Source organism: Bradyrhizobium sp. BRP22, from assembly GCF_020194175.1.
GTDB lineage: Bacteria > Pseudomonadota > Alphaproteobacteria > Rhizobiales > Xanthobacteraceae > Bradyrhizobium.
In genome coordinates this window covers 86894-106346 of the sequence record NZ_JADYVX010000026.1, presented here as the reverse complement: position 1 = coordinate 106346, position 19453 = coordinate 86894, and the positions used below count along the sequence as shown (strand labels likewise).

The window sequence follows — 19453 nt, the reverse complement described above, 5'->3', positions numbered from 1 at the left end:
ACTAATGATGGTTAGTCCGTAAACTCGACGTCGGTTGGACCTTCGTCGGTCCACACAAAGCAGATGCGGAATTGATCGTTAACTCGGACGAATGTTGCCCGACCCTGTCGCCCTTGGAGGGCTCGAGACGATTACCGGGCGGTGGGCGAAGGTCTTGCAGCGAAACGGCAGCATCGAGGTACTGAAGCTTGCGGCGGGCGACCTTCAACAAATCAGCCGGAAAGCCCTTGGGTCGTCCTTGAAGCGCCTGACCATGCAACGCATGTATCACGGCAAGATACAAAACGAAAGACGTTTGTATCACTCTGTGATACAAATCAATCACAGTAATGCTAGACGGGGCCGCCGTTACCGGATCCCGTCACGGATCATGTATCCGGCGCCGCGGATCGTGTGCAGCAACGGCCGCTCGAAGCCCTTGTCGATCTTGGAGCGCAGGCGCGAGATGTGGACGTCGATGACGTTGGTCTGCGGATCGAAATGATAGTCCCAGACATTCTCGAGCAGCATGGTGCGCGTCACCACCTGGCCTGCGTGCTTCATCAGATATTCGAGCAGGCGGAACTCGCGCGGCTGCAGCGTCAGCTCGTCCTTGCCGCGGGCGACGCGGTGCGACAGGCGGTCGAGCTCGAGATCGCCGACCCGATAGACGGTCTCTTCCGCCGGACCGACATTGCGGCGCGACAGCACTTCGACGCGGGCCAATAGCTCGGCGAATGAATAGGGTTTCGGCAGGTAGTCGTCGCCGCCGGCGCGCAGGCCCTTGATGCGATCGTCGACCTGGCCGAGCGCGGAAAGGATCAACACCGGCGTTCGGTTCCCCTTCTCGCGCAGCGTCCCGATCAGGGACAGGCCGTCCCGCTTCGGCAGCATGCGGTCAACGACCAGAACGTCATAGTCGCCGCTCTGGGCCATCGACAGGCCCTCCTCGCCATCATCGGCAAGATCGGCGATGTAGCCGACTTCACGGAACGCCTTGACGAGATAGTCGGCGGATTCGCGGTCGTCTTCGATAATCAGGAGGCGCATCTGGGGTGCGGCTACAGGTGCGGTGGCGGTCACGGATTGGCTTCCTCTCACCATGGCGCGGCCGCCCTGCACATGCAAGACGGCCGCGCGCGCTCGCGTCGTTTTCCATGATCCGGGAACGGGTTTTCCGGATCATGCTGGAGGGGAAAGAGTGGGCGGTGAAGCTGGGGGACTTCACCGCCCTAGGCCTTCCGACGGAGGGGGGCGCATTCCACCGGAAGGTAGCAACAGGGAGCGAGCATTGGGGCTCGCTCCCCTGGAAGGGCCGTCGGCGGGGGCGACGATTGCCGGCGACGCCTTCCATCTCGTAATTAACCCTTGGCCAGCGGCACTGCCACGAAGCGCGACGAACCGCCGCTCTTCACACGCATCAAAACACTGTTCTTGTTGTCGCTGCGTGCGGCTGTGATCGCGTCGCGCACGTCACCGGCGCTGGTGACGTTCTTGCCGGCGACTTCAAGAATGACATCGCCTTCCTTGAACCCACGCTCGGCCGCGGCGCTCTTCGGGTCAACTTCGGTCACCACGACGCCGTCCTTGCCGGCGCCGGCCACGCTGTTGGCGGGGGCCACGGTCAGACCGAGCCTCGGCACGTCGGTGCCGCGGGAGGAAGAGCCGCCACGATCGCTGTTGTCGTTATCGGCCTTGGCCTCCACGGTGTTCGGCAACTGGCCGAGCGTGAGGTTGACGGTCTTCTCCTGGCCCTTGTGCAGGACGTTGAGCTTCACCGCATTGCCGGGCGGCAGGCCGCCGATGGTGCGAGCGAGCTCGCGCGCATCCTTCACCGGCTCGCCGTTGACGGCGGTGATGACGTCGCCGGACTCGATGCCGGCCTTGGCCGCCGGACCATTGGCCTGGGGCTCCGCCACCAGCGCGCCTTCGGCCTTCTTCATGCCGAGGCTGTCGGCGATGTCTGATGTCACCGGCTGGATCTGGACGCCGATCCAGCCGCGGCTGACCGAGCCCTTGTCCTTGAGCTGGGCGACCACGCTCTTCACGGTCGCGGCCGGGATCGAGAAGGCGATGCCGACGCTGCCGCCGGAAGGCGAGTAGATCGCGGTATTGACGCCCATCACCTCACCGGACACGTCGAACGCCGGGCCACCGGAGTTGCCCTTGTTCACGGGCGCGTCGATCTGGATGAAATCGTCATACGGGCCGTTGCCGATGTCGCGGCCGGAGGCCGAGACGATACCGGCAGTGACCGTGCCGCCGAGCCCGAACGGGTTGCCGACCGCCAGCACCCAGTCACCGATCCGCGGCTTGCTGTCGGACAGCTTGGCGAACGGGAAGTTGGAGCCGCCCTCGACCTTGATCAGCGCGAGGTCGGTCCGGGGATCGGTGCCGATCACCTTGGCCGAGTAGGTCTTGCCGTCATCGGTCGTGACCTCGACCTTGTCGGCGCCGTCGACCACGTGGTTGTTGGTCACGGCATAGCCGTCAGCCGAAATGAAGAAACCCGAGCCCTGACCGGTCACGATGCCACGGCCACGCGGTCCACCGCGCAGGCCCGGGGGCAACCCATCCTGTCCGCCGAAGCGACGGAAGAAGCGCTCCATCGGCGAACCCGGCGGGAACGGCGAGTCGTCGTTGCTGTCGTCCTTGGCGAGCTTCTCGCCGATATTGACCTTCACCGAGATCACCGACGGCTTCACGCGCTCGACAATGTCGGCAAAGCCGATCGGCTGCTGAACCTTGCGGACCTCGTTGTTGACCTGCGCCTGCGCCGGGCTGGCGAACAGATCGCTCGGCGTGTGCTGCGGGCTCAAGCCATAGGCGGCGACGCCGAGGCCGGCGACGACCGAAGCCATCAACGCAAATCTGCGGGCCGAGAACAGCGAACGCCGTGGCGCGCGGTAGGACGGCAGAGACGAAAGATCGGTGGGTCGTTCGGTCATTCCTAAAATCTCCAAAGGCCAGAGCCAGAATTCGAAAGGTGCGAAGGGTGCGGGGGCAAGCACCTGACTTCGCTAAACATGGGGGCATCAGCCTTACGGCGCGCTGGCTGCGGAATTAAAGTTTTGTAATAGAGATGAAACCGGGTGCGGCAGAATATCGCAGCTCTGCCAATGGGTTAGCCGCGAGCTTGCGACGTTCGCGACAGGTTCCATCAAGAGGTGTTTTGGGCGCGCAAAAAGCGAGAGGTCAGACCGCCCTGACGCTGGCAATGAAACCCTCGACCTCGTGCTTGAGGATATCCGCCTGCTGCGACAGGTCGACCGCGGAGTCCTTGGCCTCGCCGGCCATGCGGCCGGTATCGGACGAGGTGGTGGTGATCTGGACGATGTGGTTGGTGACGTCCATGGTTCCCCGCGCCGCGTCCTGGACGCTCCTGGAGATGTCCTGGGTGGCGTTGCGCTGGCGGGCGGTGTCGACGTCGATGCCCGACATGATCGAACTGATTTCCGCGATCGTGTTCGAGATCCCGTCGATGGCGCCGCGCGTTTCGGCGGTGATCGCCTGAATGCTCGCGACCTGCTGCGAGATTTCTTCGGTCGCCTTGCTGGTCTGGCTCGCAAGGTTCTTCACCTCGGAGGCAACCACCGCAAATCCCTTGCCGGCCTCGCCGGCGCGTGCGGCTTCAATCGTGGCGTTGAGCGCCAACAGGTTGGTCTGCGAGGCAACCGTCTGGATCAGCTGCACGACGGCCCCGATCTTCTCGGCCGCGTCCGAGAGCGCATGGATGGTGTCGGCGCTCTGGCGCGCCTGCGCCACCGCGCCCTCGGCGCGCTGGGTGGCGTCGGTCACGCGCTGGCTGATGGCGGCGATCGAGGTCGTCATCTGCTCGGTGGAAGCCGCCACGGTCTGGACGCTGGTGCTGGCCTGGCCGGCTGCGCTGGCAACCGCGCTCGCCTTCTCGCTGGTCTCGTTGGCGGCGCGCGACAGCGTCTCGGCGTTGCCCCTCAGGCGAACGGCCGATGCGGCGACGCTGCCGACGACATTGGCGACGAGGCCGTTGAAGTCGCGGATCTTCTCGTCGAGGTAGCGGCTCCGCTCGCGCTGGTTGTGGGCATCGCGCAGCTCCTGCTCGGTCAGCCGCTGGCGTTCGATCCCGTTGGTCTTGAAGACTTCGAGCGCGCCGGCGAGCAGGCCGATCTCATTGCCCCTGCCGAGACCCGGAATCGGCGTCTCGTATTTCTGCTCGGCCACCTCGCGCATCGCATGTACGATCGCCGCCAGCGGCCGCATGACGCCGTCCCGAACCGCGAAATAGGTCGTGATGCAGACCGCAAGCGCGATCACGGCGATCGCACCGCAGGCGATCAGGAAGTAGGAGAACGCCGTCTGGGCTTCCTGATAGATCTGCATGGCGTGATCGCGGCCCGCGCCGCTCAGCGATTTGAATTCTGCGGCAAGCGCCGTGATCTCGTTGTTGAGGTAGAGCACGGCGATGAAGCCCGTGCCGCCGCCAATCCCAAGCAGCATCAGAAGCGCGATGACGACCGAGGCGACGAGGAAACGGATGGTCAAATTGCTGTTGGAAAACATCGACTTGCTCGAGAGCGTTATGACGAAGCATCATCACGCTCCATCTCTTTGTGAACACGAGCTTCGCAGATCATGTTCTGGAGGAAGGGGCGCGCCGAAGTTCCGCACAAAAGGTCAAGATTAGATGAACATCGCGGCCGACGCCCGCGCGTATCGACCTACGTAACAGTACGCAGGTCAGGTGCGCCTTTCCTCGGGCGCTTCCTCCGACATCAGCGCCGCCAAACGGCTCTCCTCTTCGGGGGTGAGATGCGCGCCGCTCGTGGCCGCCGCCGAGGCGGCCGGCCGGCGGCGGCCGAACCGCCAGAGCGCCACGCCGCCTCCGACCAGCACCAGCGGCGGCACCAGCCAGAGCAGCAGCGTATGCGGATTGAAGCGCGGCTTCAGCAGGACGAATTCGCCGTAGCGTGCGACCAGGAAATCGATCACCTGCCGGTCGCTGTCGCCGGCCGCGATCCGCTCGCGCACCAAGACCCGCAGGTCGCGCGCCAGCGGCGCCTCGGAATCGTCGATCGACTGGTTCTGGCAGACCATGCACCTGAGCTCGCGCGAGAGCTCCCGCGCCCGCGCCTCCTTGGCCGGATCTGCCATGATCTCGTCGGGCTGTACGGCGAAAGCCGGCGCGCCGGCGGACACGGCCAGCGCGAGCGCAACAGCGGCGAGCGCGCGGCGCATCACTCCGCCGCCTGCAATGCGCGCGCGGCTTTCGCGGGCTTCGGCGCGCCGACGCGCAGGCGCCGGTCGGAGAGCGACAGGAAGCCGCCGAACGCCATCAGCACCGGGCCGAACCAGATCAGGAGCACCATCGGCTTGTGGTAGATGCGCACTGCAATGCCGCCGTCGGCCGCGATATCGCCGAGCGAGATATAGAGCTGGCTGGCACCACGCGTCAGTAGCGCCGCCTCGGTCGTGGACGCGCCGCGCGTGGTGAAATTTCGCTTCGACGGGGTCATGACGCTGAGGGACTTGCCGTCGAGGCCGACCGTGAATCGCGCCACCATCTCACGGAAATTCGGCCCCTGGCGCTGGCCGATATCGTCGAGCTTCAATTCGTATCCGGCGACTTTGGCGACGTCGCCCGGCTTCATGGTGCCGATATATTCGCTGTTCCAGGTGGTCTCGCAGACGATCCCGATCAGGGCGATGCCGACGCCGGCATGGGCGAAGGCCGTGCCCCAGGCCGCCCGCGGCAAGCCGCGCGCCCGCTGCACGGTCGTGCCGAACGGCAACCGGAACAGCCCGGTACGCTCCGCAAGATCGGTAAGCGCGCCCCCTATCACGAACACCGCGAGCCCGATCGCGAGCGGCGCAAAGCTGGAGCCGCCGCGGGTCCAGGCCCACAGCACCGCGATCGCGATCAGCGCGGCGATGCCGGCGGCGGTCAGGCGCTGGGCGGCGCCGAGCAGATCGCCGCGCTTCCAGGCCAGCAAGGGGCCGAACGGCACGGCGATCATCAAGGGCACGAACAGCGGCGCAAAGGTCAGGTTGAAAAACGGCGCGCCGACCGAAATCTTGTCGCCGGTCAGGACCTCGAGCGCCAGCGGATAGAGCGTGCCGATGAACACGGTCGCGCAGGCCGTGGTCAGGAACAGGTTGTTGAGCACCAGCGCGCCCTCGCGCGAGATCGGCGCGAACAGGCCGCCCTGCTTCAATGACGATGCCCGGGCCGCATAAAGCGACAGGCTGCCGCCGATGAAGAGGCAGAGGATCAACAGGATGAACACGCCGCGCGCCGGATCGGTCGCAAAGGCATGCACCGAGGTCAGGACGCCGGAGCGGACCAGGAAGGTGCCGAGCAAGGACAGCGAGAAGGTCAGGATCGACAAGAGGATGGTCCAGACCTTCAGCGCGTTGCGCTTTTCCATCACGACCGCGGAATGCAACAGCGCGGTGCCGGCGAGCCACGGCATCAGCGACGCATTCTCGACCGGGTCCCAGAACCACCAGCCGCCCCAGCCGAGCTCGTAATAGGCCCAGTACGATCCCATCGCGATGCCGAGCGTGAGGAAGATCCAGGCCAGCAGCGTCCACGGCCGCACCCAGCGCGCCCAGGCGGCGTCGATGCGGCCCTCGATCAGGGCGGCGACCGCGAAGGAGAACGAAATCGAGAAACCGACATAGCCGAGATAGAGCATCGGCGGATGCACGGCGAGGCCGATGTCCTGCAGCACCGGGTTCAGGTCCCTGCCCTCGATCGGCGGATTGGCGATGCGCAGGAACGGATTCGAAGTGAGCAGGATGAAGAGATAGAAGGCGCTCGCGATCCAGGCCTGCACCGCGAGCACATGCGCGCGCAGCGTCAGCGGCAGGTTGCTGCCGAAAGCGGCGACGAGGCCGCCGAACAGCGCCAGGATCGACACCCAGAGCAGCATCGATCCCTCGTGATTGCCCCAGACCCCGGTGATCTTGTAGATCAGCGGCTTCATCGAGTGCGAATTCTCGAACACGTTGACGACGGAGAAATCCGAAGTGACGTGCAGCATCACCAGCGCGGTGAACGAGGCGCCGACGAACAAGAGCTGCGCGAGCGCGGTGGAGCGCGCGACATTCATCAGCGCAAGGTCGCCCCAGCGCGCGCCGAGCATCGGCACGACCGACTGGATCAGCGCCAGCCCGAGCGCCAGCACCAGCGCGTAATGTCCGGCCTCCGCGATCAACGCATCACCCCCTGGGCCGGCTGCGGCTCCGCCGACGCGCTGGGCTTGCCGTAATCGTCCTTCCAGTGGCCCTGCTTCTTCAGGGCGTCGGCGACCTCTTTGGGCATGTAGGTCTCGTCATGCTTTGCGAGCACGGTGTCGGCGCGGAACACGCCGGATTGATCCAGCGCGCCCTCGGCGACGACGCCCTGCCCTTCGCGGAACAGGTCCGGCAGAATTCCTTTGTAGGCGACCGGCAGCGTGGCGCTGCCGTCGGCGACCGCGAAGCTCACGGCAAGATTGTCGCCGCGCTTGAGCGAGCCGGGCTGCACCAGGCCACCGAGGCGGAACCGCTTCCCGGCGGCGATATGCTTTTCGGCGACCATGGAGGGCGTGGAGAAGAACACGATGGAATCGCGCAAGGCGCTGAGCACCAGCGCGGCCGCCACCGCGAGCACCGCGAGCGAGCCTCCGATCATCACCAAGCGCCGCTGCTTACGCGTCATGGTTCCCTATGGTCCTGTCTGTGCGCATGTCATCCATCCAGCCCGAGATTCTTCAGGCCTTCATTGAGCTGGCGCAAGCGCTCGGCATCGTTGGCAACCGCCCGGCGGGCATCGGTGAGCGCGGCTACCGCCTTGTCGCGCTCGCCCATCACCATATAGGCGCGCACCAGCCGCAGCCATCCCTCGACATCGTCGCCGTTCTGCTTTAGCCGCGCAGCAAGCCGATCGACCATGCCGCGGATCATCGCGGAGCGGTCGTCCGCGCTCATATCCTTGGCCGCGGCCATGGTTTCATCCGAAAGCGCTGGCGCGGCCGGGGCGGCGCCTACGCGCACCAGCGACGCCTGCACCAGCGATCGCCACGGCGCATCCGCCGGCGCCTTGGCAAGCATTGCGCGCCAGATCGCAGCCGCATCGGTCTTGCGGCCATCCTGCTCGGCGGCGAGCCCGAGGAAATAGTTCGCCTTTGGATCGTCGGCGTTTTGCGCCACCGCGCGCTCGAACTCGGCCTTGGCCTCCGCGGTGACGACGCCGCCGGCGGCACCGGTCAGCGCTTCGCCAAGATCGGCGCGGCGCTCGGAACTGTCGCCGTTATAGGTAATCGAATTGCGATAGGCGCGCACCGCATCGTCGTAACGGCCGAGCCTGGCGAGCACCGGCGCCAGCACGTTCCAGCCACGACCATCGTTCGGGTTCTTCTCAAGGTGCGCTTCGACCTGCGCGACCAGATTGGCGAGCGGCTGATTGACGTCCGCCGTGCGGCTGCGCGCGGCGAGCGGAAAATCGCCGAGCTGCGGCGAACCCAGCGCGAGATAGAGCGCCGCCGCCATCACCGGCAGCCCCACCAGCGCCGCCATGGCCGCCGAGCGCCGCAGCCGCAGGTTCGCCTTCGGCGCGGCTGCGGCATCGCCATCCACGGCAGCGAGCAAGCGGCGGCCGATCTCGACCCGCGCCGCTTCGGCTTCCGACGCGCCGATCAGGCCCGCGGCCAGATCGCGTTCGATCTCGGCGAGTTGGTCCTTGTAGACGTTGGCCTCGCTGCCGCCTGATGTCGCGGGCGTCGCGCGACCGAGCGGCCAAAGCACGGCGAAAATCGCCGCGACCGTCATCAGCGCGAACACAAACCACAGTGTCATCAACGAGTTCCCGGGCGAACGGCACCGAAGTCTGGCACCGATGCGCCGCTTTACACTACCGGCGGGAAGCGGAGCAATTGACAATTGCTGGATCGCGACTGCCTCCGGTACCGACCGGAGGGAGGAAATACGGGTCAGAACAGGAATCAGAGCGTTTTCGAGCGAAGTGAATACCGGTTCGCGTGAAGACAACGCGTCAAAACAAGAATCCAGAGCTTCGGTTCTGATTCAACCAGAACCGAAAATGCTCTAGCCGGCGCGGGAGGACTTGCGTTCGCCGGTGACAGCGTTTTCCGCGGCACGGTTCATCAGCGAAGCGTAGTCATGGCCGAACAGGACCTCGCAGAACCGGATTGCCGCGCTGACCTGCTGCTGCCGATAGCCACGTGCCCTGTGGTCGCCGGCGCGCAAGGATTGCACCAGCGCCTCCGTGGAGTGCTCGACATATTGCTGCAGGTCGGAATAGGTGCGCAGCGTCACCTCGTTGATCGCCAGCTCGCTCGCATAGGTGCGGCACACCGCGACGAAATCAATGAGGGCTGCGACCTCCTCGACTTCAGTGGGATCGATCCGCGCGGCAGCGGAGATGTCCTTGTCGGCGCGCTGGCGCAGGATGCGGCGGACCCGGCCGGGAACGCTGTCGATCTCCGATTGCAGCGAGTTGGAGATGTCGGCGCGGATCGCGGTCAATTGCCTGCCCCAGCTGGAGTCGTTGCGCAGGTCGAGCTCGGTGCGCAGGCCGCGCACACCATCATGCAACGTCTTCAATTGATCCCCGACATTGTCGAGATGACCGCGCCTGATGTCGTTGCGCAGGCAGGCCGCGAGATAGGAGAGATCGTGCAGGGCGATCGTGACGGCGATGCCATAGGGCGTGGCGGCGACGCGGATCTCATCATCGGAGGCCACCATCTTGATCGCGAGGCGGATGATCTGCCACGGGGCGACCAGGCGCTGCATCACCAGCGACAGCGCAAAGGGAAGCAGTTGCGGGGTCTGCAGCGAGGGCACGTTGAGCGCCGCGGTGACGGAGCCGATCTGGGTGTCGCCGAACATCCGGAGCTGGCTGGGAAGCCGGCCGCCGAGCGTCTCCAGAGCCTCGCGTGCGCGCAACACCAGGCCGATCGACAGCAGGTCCTCGATGACATTGGGCGGACCGACGCGCGACAGCCCCCGCTGCTTGTCGTCGCCCGGCACTGGCGTTGCAACCTTGACGATCGCCTCGGCCGCGGCGAGCTGATATTTGCGGGCCGCGGCCTCAGCCGCCGAAGTTGCGCCGCTGTCATGCGCCTTCGCCAGCGCGGCTTCGAATTCGCGGGTCGCTTCGGGCGCGCCTTCGCGGCCGAGCCATTGCCATATCGGCAGCAGCGAGGCGCGGCGAACCTGTCCCGGCCGGATCGGGAAATTGCCTTCGGCCAGGAACGGCTCGAGCGGACCGAACAACAGGCGCGCCGGATCATCGCCGCGGGGACGCGTCTCCTCCTCCTCGGCCCGGCGCACGATCTTGCGCAATTGCTCGAGGACGAGGGTGGCGACGCTGACATCCTCGCCGCGCTCCACCGCGCGCTCGAACTCGCGCATCAGCAACGCCTGCGATTGCGGCGGAAGCTGCGCGAGATAATCCCTCAGCCGCTCGGTCGATGTCTGGCTCATTAGCCTTGGGTGATTGAGTGCTCGTGACGGCGACGCAAGAACGCGTCCGCTCGGCATGATAGGAGGGCGCGCGTTAAGAAGGCGTTAGGAATGCTGCGCGGGCGGCCCTCGCCGCGACCCTCCGCTTTCAGACTCCTGGCAATTCCAGCTCCGCCCGCAAGCCGCCGATCGGCGCGTTGCGGAGCGAGAGGCTACCGCCATAGAGGCCGGCAAGATCGGTGACGATCGAAAGCCCAAGTCCTGAGCCCGGCTTGGACTCGTCGAGTCGCTGGCCGCGCCGCGAGACCTGCGCCCGTTCGGCGGCCGACAATCCCCGCCCGTCGTCGTCGACGATGATATGCAGCCGCGGGCCGGCGCCCGGCTCCGCCGGCGGCTCGACCATGACCTCAATGGAGACTTGAGAGGCCGCCCATTTGCAGGCGTTGTCGACGAGGTTGCCGGCCATCTCCTCGAGGTCCTGGCGCTCGCCGCGGAATTTCGCCGATGGATCGGCCTTCAGCTCGATGATGATGTCGCGGTCGCGATGGATCTTTTCCATGGTTCGCCGCAGCGCCTCGAGCGCGGGTGCCACTTCGGTGACGGTGGCGACGATGGTAACGCGCGCGGCGATGCGGGCGCGCTCCAGGTGATGCGCTACCTGGTCGCGCATCACCTCGGCCTGCTCCAGCACCTTGGCGGCGAAGGGATCGGCGACATGGGTCGAAGCCTCGTTGACGATCACCGACAATGGCGTCTTGACCGCGTGGGCGAGGTTGCCGACATGGGTGCGCGCGCGCTCGACGATCTCGCGGTTCGCGTCGATCAGCGCGTTGGTCTCGCGCGCGAGCGGCGCGATCTCCACCGGAAACCGCCCCTCGAGCCGCTCGGCGCGGCCGGAACGGATATCGGCGATCGCCTCCGAAATGCGCTTGAGCGGCGCCAGGCCGAAACGGACCTGGAACACCGTGGTCAGCAACAGCACGATGCCGAGTGCGGTGAAGGTGCCGCCAAGGTAGTAGTCGAAGCTGCGCGTCTCGTCGAAGATCTCGCTGGCGTCGCCGGCGACGCTGACCAGGAACCTGCCATCACTGCCAAGATCGACCGGACGCTCCACCATGCGCAGCGTCTGCCCCTCCGGGCCATCGACATAGCCAAGGCGGATGCCGGCAGCGGTCAGCTCAAAGCCCTGATCCTCCAGTTTCGGCAGCTTCTTGTCCCATAGCGAGCGCGAGGCGCGCGTCTCGCCTTTTTCCACGTCAGTGCGCAGGATTTGCCAGTACCAGCCGGACAGCGGCAATTCGAACAGCGGCTCGCCGAGCTGGAACTGGTGGTCCGCCGGCTCATCGGGAGTGGCGACCTCGGCGATGAGCGTGCGGAGATAAAGGTTGAGGCGGCGGTCAAAAGCACGTTCTGTCGCATCGCGATACACCGAGGACAGAACGAAGCCGGTGATCGCCAGGATCACAACCAGCCATGCGGTCGCCGACAGGAACAGGCGGGTGGCGAGCGAGCTTCCACGCATCAGAGAATGATCCCGAAAATGGAGCGCGGGTTTTCGGATAAGATCATGCTCCAATCAAAAAGTAAGCCCGGCGCGCAGCGTCGCCGCGCGGTTAGGCGCCGTTCGGCGGTGGCGTCAGGAGATAGCCGAGGCCGCGCACGGTCTGGATGATGTCGACGTCGAGTTTCTTGCGGATGCGTCCGACGAACACTTCGATGGTGTTGGAGTCGCGGTCGAAGTCCTGGTCGTAGAGATGCTCGACCAGTTCGGTGCGCGACACCACGCGCCCGGTGTGATGCATCAGATAGGCCAGCAGCCGGTATTCGTGCGAGGTCATCTTCACCGGGTTGCCGGAGACGCTGACGCGGCCGGTGCGGGTATCCAGCGTCACCGGGCCGCAGGTCAGTTCGGACTGGGCATGGCCGGTGGAGCGGCGCAGCAGCGCGCGGATCCGCGCCAAAATCTCTTCCATGTGGAAAGGTTTGGCGACGTAGTCGTCGGCACCGGCGTCAAAACCCTGGACCTTGTCGCTCCAGCGGTCGCGCGCGGTCAGGATCAAGACCGGCATGGCGCGACCGTTGCGTCGCCAGGCTTCCAGCACCGAGATGCCGTCCATCTTCGGCAGACCGATGTCGAGGACAACGGCGTCGTAGGGCTCGCTGTCGCCGAGATAGTGCCCCTCCTCGCCGTCGAAAGCGCGATCGACCACATAACCGGCATCCGTCAGCGCGGTCGTAAGCTGGCGATTGAGATCCGGATCATCCTCAACGACGAGTAGGCGCAATTTGGCCTCCGATGGTGAGCCGCAGCATTGCTAAGATGAGGCCCACCAGCGTGAACGGGCTATGAACAAAGATGAGCGGTGCCATGTTACTTTTTGTTGATTTCCGCGGCTTGATAGCAGATTTGGGCCGGCTGAACAGCCGCCGGGGTTAACGATATCTGCTGATAGCGCTGCCATGGGTGCGGCGACGACCCTGTATGGCTTGAGCTCGGCACTGTTTTTGCCTAGCAACAGCCTATGAACCAACGACTGTCCCTGGTCGCCGCCTGGCTGGTGCTCGCCTTCATCGCCTTCGCGACGCTTTCGCCGCTTCAAGACCGCCCTGTCGTCGCACGTCCCCAGTTCGAGCACTTTGCAGCGTTCGCACTGCTGGGATTTGCATTCGTGCGGGCCTATCCCAACCGGCTGCTCCTGATCATCGCACTCGTCATCGGCAGCGCGTTCGCACTGGAAGTCCTGCAGCTGTTGACGCCGGATCGGCACGGCCGCGTCATCGATGCGCTGGTCAAGGCTGGCGGCGGGCTCTCCGGGATCGCCGTCGCCCATTTCGCGGAATTGCTGCTGCGCGGCCCGCTCAACCGGTTCAGGGGAATACGCCCTGACGCCGCGCAGGAGCCGCCGTCCGCGCTGCAGCCCTAGCGACAAACGCGAGCGTTTGCGCTGAGCTTTAGGGTTAAAACAACCGTCACATTGCAATGCCACGATCGTCCGAATAACCTCGGCCGTACGGCGATACATTGGCGGCACGAGGCTTGCCTCGTCGATTGTTTGCAGTGCGTGGCGGATTAATTTCAACAATGAGTTTTCAGCTCGTATGCATTGAATGCGACAGCATCGGCGTGGTGATCGACCACGGCGAACTCGCCCCACCCTCCGCAATCGTCAGATGCAGCCATTGTTCGGCCGGGCGCGGCACGGTCGGCGAGTTGCGCAGCCTGGCGTTATCGGACCGCCGCGATTTATTCGATGTCGGCCTGGGCATCGGCACGACGACGAGCGCGGCTGTCTAGCTCGACCGCTAGCTATCCGAGCGGCGCTGGCAACCGCCTGGTCGAGCGGGTTAACGACCGCATCAAATTCCCCCGGATCGACCTTGACAGGTCAGCTTCTATCCCGCTGTCTAATCCTCGCATCGCACATGCTTTTAGCAGCTCTAGATTGTAGTGACTGGTTCGCCACGGGACTGCTGCTTGACGATCCCAATCTGGGAGGATGACGATGATCCTTGTGACCGGCGGGGCCGGCTATATCGGCTCGCATGCTTGCGTAGCGTTGCTGGCTGCGGGTGAAGAGGTCGTCGTATTCGATAATTTCTCCAACAGCAGTCCGATTGCCCTCCAGCGCGTGCAGCAGATTTGCGGCAAGTCACTGATTGCCGTGGAAGGCGATATTCGCGACGAGCGCGCGATCGAGCAGGTGTTGACGCAACACAATTGTACGGCGGTCATGCATTTTGCCGGGCTGAAGTCCGTTCAGGACTCCGTCGCAGAGCCGCTCGAATATTACGATCAGAACGTCATTGGATCGCACCGGCTGCTGCGCGCGATGCAACGGTCCGGCGTCAAGACCATCGTGTTCAGCTCATCGGCCACCGTCTACGGCACCCCGAAATTTCTGCCCTATACCGAAGACCACCCCTTAAATCCGGTGAACCCCTATGGACGGACCAAGCTCATCATCGAGGACATGCTCCGCGACCAACATGTCAGCGACCCGAGTTGGGGGATTGCCATCTTGCGCTACTTCAATCCGGTCGGGGCGCACGAGAGCGGTCTGATCGGGGAGGATCCCCGGGGCGTCCCCAACAACCTGGTCCCCTTCGTGGCCCAGGTCGCAATCGGCCGGCGCGAGCGCCTGAACATCTGGGGCGCCGACTACGATACGCCTGATGGAACAGGCGTTCGCGACTACATCCATGTCATGGACCTGGCGCTCGGACACCTGTCCGCATTGAAGGCGTTGGACAGCCCGAAATGCTTCTCGGTAAATCTCGGAACCGGTACCGGCAGCAGCGTGCTCGAAGTCGTTCGCGCCTTCGAAAAGGCGTGCGGCAGCCCCATACCCTATGACATCAAATCGCGCCGCCCGGGCGACATCGATGCCTACTATGCCGCCACCGAAACCGCCTCTCAACTGATAGGATGGAAGGCGGCCAGGTCGCTCGAGACGATGTGCGCAGATCATTGGCGCTGGCAGAGCAACAATCCCGAGGGATATCGCTGATCGCGTCGGCGAGCGGCTCGTGACCGCAGTCGCGCCGATGAGCCTTAATCGGGAATTAGTTTCTTTGTGACACTATAGGGACACAAAGCCGTCGCGGTCTACCTAGCAGGCAACGGCTTCATAGGTGCTTCCTATGGATTACGCTGCAACCTGTTACGCGATCATCGCGATTTGGCTCGCCTTCAACATGTTTGTTGCCGTCGCATTGACGTATTGCGCTCCGGGCGAGCGGCTTTGGCGCCGTCGTCGATCAGAACCCGCCAGCTGCACTTCCCGCAGACACGCGGGACAAACGACTGTCTTGCGTATCGTCAAACCCACATAGGTTTGGCTATTCTCTCGCGCGGGGACGCCGGCTGGTACTAACGCCGGCGGCTAACCGTCGAGGCGGACGCGTCGGTCGATAGGATCGCAGCGATGAAGTACGAGTGCGCTGGCGATTTGGCCGCTTGGCGCCTCGCGGTCCAATCCGTTTCGCTCGCCTCGCGAGCGCGCTCGCTTCGGCCTCACCAACTAATCTTCGAAGATTGTGTAGTTGAGCAAGACGTCGGGTCATGAGTTCGACCCGTTCAACCAAAGCCTCGGCTGAAATCCTCTTACAGCTATTCATATGTACTACCTGCACAATAAGATTAAAATATTAAATAAACAACGGGTTACTACCAGCTCGACCGCGATCTTTCAATGCAGAAAAAGGGCGTCTTACGTCGATCTAACAGCACGGGATGTAAGTTTTTCTACAACAATTAGAGATTCGGTAGGGAAAGGGAATTGATAAGAGCCAGGGGGCGTTAATAGCTCTAGAGGCGCGCAAGTTGGCTTAAGGATGGGTCTGATCGGACGATTTCGCAAGAACATCAAGCCCCGACTTCCGGACGGCGTTCGCGTCTACGCGATCGGAGACGTCCACGGACGCGCCGATCTTCTTCAATCGCTCTTGACCGTCATTGACGTTGATCTCGACCGCTCGGTGCCGGAGCGCGCCATCCAGGTGTTTCTAGGCGATTACATCGATCGCGGTCCGCAATCGCGGGCCGTGCTCGATCTCCTGATCCGGCGCAGCCAAAGTCACGAGACGGTCTGCCTCAAAGGGAACCACGAGGTCTTCCTGCTCGACGTCCTGAAGGACCCCGCCAAGCTCCAGGATTGGCGCCACTATGGCGGCCTGTTGACGCTGATGTCCTACGGCGTGACCCCGACCATGAACCCGACCGCGGACCAGCAGATCGAGCTCATCGAGGGATTGAAGCGTGCCCTGCCGCCCGAGCACCTTGCGTTCATCGAGCAGTTGCCGACCTCGTTCACCTGCGGGGACTTCTTTTTCGTTCACGCCGGCGTGCGGCCGGGTGTCTCGCTCGATAAGCAGCAGGAGCAGGATCTGCTCTGGATCAGGGACGAATTCCTCAATTCCGACCAGCGCTTCGACAAATACATCGTTCACGGACACACGCCTGTCAGCGCGCCGGACATCCGGCCGAACCGCATCAACATCGACACCGGCGCATATGCGACCGGCAATCTGACGCTGCTGACGATCCAGGGCGATAGTCTGCTCGCGATTTGAAGATCAATTGGCTTTATTGAATGGGTCCGCACGGTGCCACTGCCCTCGCAATCGCACTCCTCGCCCGGCTGCTTTGCCACCCGGCGGGGCTTCGCTTTTCCGCCCCTTTGATCCAAGATCAACGCCGCGCGCTCGGCGCGCATTTGCAAAAGACATGAGGCGCGAGAGGAGATCGAGATGAGAACGACATTCGCGATTGTGTTCGCAGCTACGCTCGCAAGCATTGGCGCGGCGAGCGCCGCAGACGGATGCGGCCCCGGTTGCCATGTGGCGCGCAACGGTGGATGCGTCGTCGATGGCTGGGATAGAGGCGCGCGTGTGCGGAACGAGTGTCCCGTCACGAGTCGCCCCCAGCCTCCGTGCTACCGCTGGTTCGTCTGGAGCCCTCGCGACGGAGCCTGCATCATCAGCCCCAACTAAGGGGCGATCCGGGTTGGGATGATCAACTCACCGAGACAGCGTCCCACAAGGTAGCTGAGGCCGAGCTGCACAACTGGGCCAGTCCGATGGGCGCGCCGGTCAGCGCCCACCGCATGAGTTTGAGGATCGCGCCGGTCTTCAGCGCAGGATCTCGTGCAGCACCTCGCCGTCGATCCGGTGGGGCGGAACGCCGATGATCCGCATGATGGTCGGCGCCACGTCAACGTTGCGCATCCGTCGGATCGTGGTGTCCTTGCGGATCTTCGGGCCGGCAGCGATGAAGGTCGCGCTCATCACCGGCAGCTCGGGATCGTGACCATGGGCCCCGTAGAAGTTCGGCATCGACAGCATGGTCGTCGCCGCATTGAACGGCGAATCGCCAAGGCGGGCAACGCCGGGGTTCTGAATGCCGTCGAAGTTGTAGCCCGGGGCCATCAGCGCGAACACATCGCCGAAATCCTGGCCGATGGTTTTGCTGGTGCACTCCCCGGTTCCTTCCTCACACTGCAGCGGCCGGGTCTCCACCACGGTAAAGATCCGCCCATCCCTGAGTGAGAAGTTGAACCTCGGGTTGGAATCGACCGCGTTCTTCACCGCGTCGGTGATCTGCGTTACCAGCTTTTTATAGGTCGCCAGATCGACGGTGCCGCCGAGCTCGCGGTTCTGCAAGTTGACGTAGATGTTGGCGGCCGGACCCGAGGTGCGGATCGCCACGTTGGTGGTGTCGATGCCGGCATTGCGCAGGATGTTGGTCAGGTTCACCGAGGTGTGGAACGGCGCGAAGCCGTGGTCCGAGACCACGATGACGTTGCTGTCACGGCCCGCCGCATCTGCGATCTGCTTCACGGCCTTGTCGGCCGTCTGATAGGCGAAGCGGATGTACGACGCGTACCGCTCGACCTTGGCGGGGTCCTGGCCCGCGCCGATCGAGTTCGGGTCGGTCGGGTTGGTGCCCTGGCGGCGATCGGTGAGCAGGAACTGATGCTCGGAGCCGTCGGGCTGCTCGATATAGACCATCACCAGGTCGGCGTCGGGATGGTTGCGGATCGCGCGCTCGCCGATATCAGCCTGGTAGCGCACGAAGGTCTTCACCATATCCTCGTACATCGTTTCGATCTCGATGTCGGGAAAGTTCGTGAAGCCCGGGCTCAGCCGCTCCGGAATGCGGAAGTCAGCCTGCGGACGCCAGAAGCCGACATTGTTGTTGATGTCATCGACGTCGGCCAGCACCGCCGCGTTGCGCGGGATGAAGTTGGCGCCGTAGCGGGCGAAGCGCACAACCGAAAGATCGGGCGCCAGCGCCGAGACGAAGTAAGCGGCACCGACCTTGGCGCCGCTGCCTTCGAAGAAGAACGGCGCGTTCTCGCCGCCAAGTTTGACGTAGGCCGGTCCGGTCGATGGCGCGTGGAACGGTCCTGCGGTGATGCCGCGCGTCGTGTCGAAGAACACCAGGGTGTCGTAGTTCACCTTGCGGTCATTGGTGGTGTCGAGTGCCGCCACCCGGATCGCGTATTTGACGTCGAGCGTCGCCGCATTGGTGCAGGTCGCGGTCGATGCCGACGAGCACGAGAACGTCTCGATCGGCGCCGACGTCACGAGCACCGGGCTGAACGAGAAGCGGCCGGCCGCTTGGAGCGCGGCGACGATCGCCGGATCCGACACGAAGTCCCCTCGGGAGAGCGAGAAGCCCTGTGCCCCGATGCCGCCGAACGCCCCGAACGGCACGGTGTAGTCGGTGACGCGGGTCGGCTGGGCCGGCTGCACCACCGCGTTGTTGATGGAGATGTCGGCGCCGTCGCCACCCGGCCACGTCGCAGTGACCACCTTCTTGCCCTGTTGGCGCAGCTGCACCCACAGCGGCACCGCTGTCGGCCGCGGCGAAGGCCCGAGCGGGCTTTCGCGATAGCCGCCGATCGGCGCCGCGAAGCCGCTGAGGCTCGAGGAGATCGGAGCGACAATCGCCTGAAAGGTGTTCGACGGAATGTCGTTGTGGACCGCCGTCGAGCCGGTGGCGATCTCGATGTGCGACACCGCGGTGAGCGACGGCGACGCTGTCACGTTCTGCACCGCTACCGCGCCGTTGCGGCTCAGCCGCGCAAGGCCGCCATTGCGCGGCAGCACGCCTTCGTCGATGAACTTCTGGATGAAATCGGGCTTGGCGCCATCGAGCGAGATTAGCACCACCCGCGGCGACTTGCGGCCATGATGGTCGCCGTGACCACGATCGTGGTCGTGATCTCCGGAGTCGCCATAACCATGGTCGCGATCATCGCTGTCGTGCTCGGCATGCGCCGGTGTCACAACGACGGCAAGCGATGCTGCGAGCGACATCGCCGATATCAGTGAAAGAAGACCAGTCAAGTTCATGTGGACGCCCCATATTTCGCTGCGCAACCTGTGCGGGTTTGGTCGGGAACGAGGCAGCGATTATCGGGCGTCGCTAACGACGCGCATGTGACGCTTAGGCGACACGTGTAATGTTGCAGCGACAACGTCGGCGAATATGCAACGCAACGCGTTGATATTGGAACTC

At 64.2% G+C, this 19453-nt stretch carries 15 protein-coding genes and 1 pseudogene; 4 read left to right on the top strand and 12 right to left on the bottom strand.

Annotation, left to right across the window (positions count from 1 at the left end; genetic code table 11):
- Window positions 1–11 precede the first annotated feature (11 nt).
- The 11 genes and pseudogenes from I6F35_RS27360 to I6F35_RS27310 all read right to left on the bottom strand — a co-directional run bounded on the left by I6F35_RS27360 (window position 12) and on the right by I6F35_RS27310 (window position 12713).
- Window positions 12–271, bottom strand: a pseudogene (locus tag I6F35_RS27360) (type II toxin-antitoxin system RelE/ParE family toxin).
- A 77-nt stretch (window positions 272–348) separates the two neighbouring features.
- Window positions 349–1029: a response regulator transcription factor gene (locus I6F35_RS27355; RefSeq protein ID WP_225120783.1), complete on the bottom strand. Its 681-nt coding sequence runs from the start codon at window positions 1027–1029 to the stop codon at window positions 349–351.
- Window positions 1030–1340: 311 nt separating this feature from the next.
- Window positions 1341–2927, bottom strand: coding sequence for a Do family serine endopeptidase (locus I6F35_RS27350; RefSeq protein WP_225120766.1), 1587 nt, complete (start codon window positions 2925–2927; stop codon window positions 1341–1343).
- 247 nt (window positions 2928–3174) lie between these two features.
- Complete coding sequence (locus tag I6F35_RS27345) at window positions 3175–4518, bottom strand: methyl-accepting chemotaxis protein (protein ID WP_225120765.1); 1344 nt, start codon at window positions 4516–4518, stop codon at window positions 3175–3177.
- Window positions 4519–4695: 177 nt separating this feature from the next.
- A complete protein-coding gene (locus I6F35_RS27340; protein ID WP_225120764.1) occupies window positions 4696–5193 on the bottom strand; it encodes a cytochrome c-type biogenesis protein in 498 nt (165 codons plus the stop codon).
- Window positions 5193–7175, bottom strand: a complete 1983-nt coding sequence (locus tag I6F35_RS27335; RefSeq protein WP_225120763.1) for a heme lyase CcmF/NrfE family subunit — start codon at window positions 7173–7175, stop codon at window positions 5193–5195. The genes I6F35_RS27340 and I6F35_RS27335 overlap by 1 nt, the downstream gene beginning before the upstream one ends.
- The gene (ccmE, locus tag I6F35_RS27330) at window positions 7172–7660 is read right to left on the bottom strand and encodes a cytochrome c maturation protein CcmE (protein ID WP_225120762.1); all 489 of its coding nucleotides are present in this window, start codon (window positions 7658–7660) and stop codon (window positions 7172–7174) included. Before ccmE ends, I6F35_RS27335 begins: the two co-directional genes overlap by 4 nt.
- Before the next feature lie 29 nt (window positions 7661–7689).
- Window positions 7690–8796, bottom strand: a complete 1107-nt coding sequence (gene ccmI, locus I6F35_RS27325; RefSeq protein WP_225120761.1) for a c-type cytochrome biogenesis protein CcmI — start codon at window positions 8794–8796, stop codon at window positions 7690–7692.
- A gap of 249 nt (window positions 8797–9045) precedes the next feature.
- On the bottom strand, window positions 9046–10449 hold the full coding sequence (locus I6F35_RS27320) for a hypothetical protein (protein WP_225120760.1): 1404 nt from the start codon (window positions 10447–10449) through the stop codon (window positions 9046–9048).
- Window positions 10450–10576: 127 nt separating this feature from the next.
- Window positions 10577–11950 carry a sensor histidine kinase gene (locus I6F35_RS27315; protein ID WP_225120759.1) on the bottom strand — a complete coding sequence of 458 codons (1374 nt, stop codon included), beginning with the start codon at window positions 11948–11950 and terminating at the stop codon, window positions 10577–10579.
- Between the two features lie 91 nt (window positions 11951–12041).
- Window positions 12042–12713 (bottom strand): response regulator transcription factor, encoded by a 672-nt coding sequence (locus I6F35_RS27310; protein WP_028167982.1) that lies wholly within the window; start codon window positions 12711–12713, stop codon window positions 12042–12044.
- A 237-nt stretch (window positions 12714–12950) separates the two neighbouring features.
- Here I6F35_RS27310 and I6F35_RS27305 point away from each other — a divergent pair, with 237 nt between their 5' ends.
- From I6F35_RS27305 to I6F35_RS27290, 4 genes are all read left to right on the top strand, one after another.
- A complete protein-coding gene (locus I6F35_RS27305; protein WP_225120758.1) occupies window positions 12951–13352 on the top strand; it encodes a VanZ family protein in 402 nt (133 codons plus the stop codon).
- Between the two features lie 125 nt (window positions 13353–13477).
- Window positions 13478–13723 (top strand): hypothetical protein, encoded by a 246-nt coding sequence (locus I6F35_RS27300; RefSeq protein ID WP_225120757.1) that lies wholly within the window; start codon window positions 13478–13480, stop codon window positions 13721–13723.
- Window positions 13724–13925: 202 nt separating this feature from the next.
- The gene (galE, locus tag I6F35_RS27295) at window positions 13926–14936 is read left to right on the top strand and encodes a UDP-glucose 4-epimerase GalE (RefSeq protein WP_225120756.1); all 1011 of its coding nucleotides are present in this window, start codon (window positions 13926–13928) and stop codon (window positions 14934–14936) included.
- A gap of 826 nt (window positions 14937–15762) precedes the next feature.
- The gene (locus tag I6F35_RS27290; RefSeq protein ID WP_225120755.1) at window positions 15763–16500 is read left to right on the top strand and encodes a metallophosphoesterase family protein; all 738 of its coding nucleotides are present in this window, start codon (window positions 15763–15765) and stop codon (window positions 16498–16500) included.
- Between the two features lie 558 nt (window positions 16501–17058).
- Here I6F35_RS27290 and I6F35_RS27285 read toward each other — a convergent pair.
- Window positions 17059–19287, bottom strand: a complete 2229-nt coding sequence (locus I6F35_RS27285; protein ID WP_225120754.1) for an alkaline phosphatase family protein — start codon at window positions 19285–19287, stop codon at window positions 17059–17061.
- Between the last annotated feature and the right edge of the window lie 166 nt (window positions 19288–19453).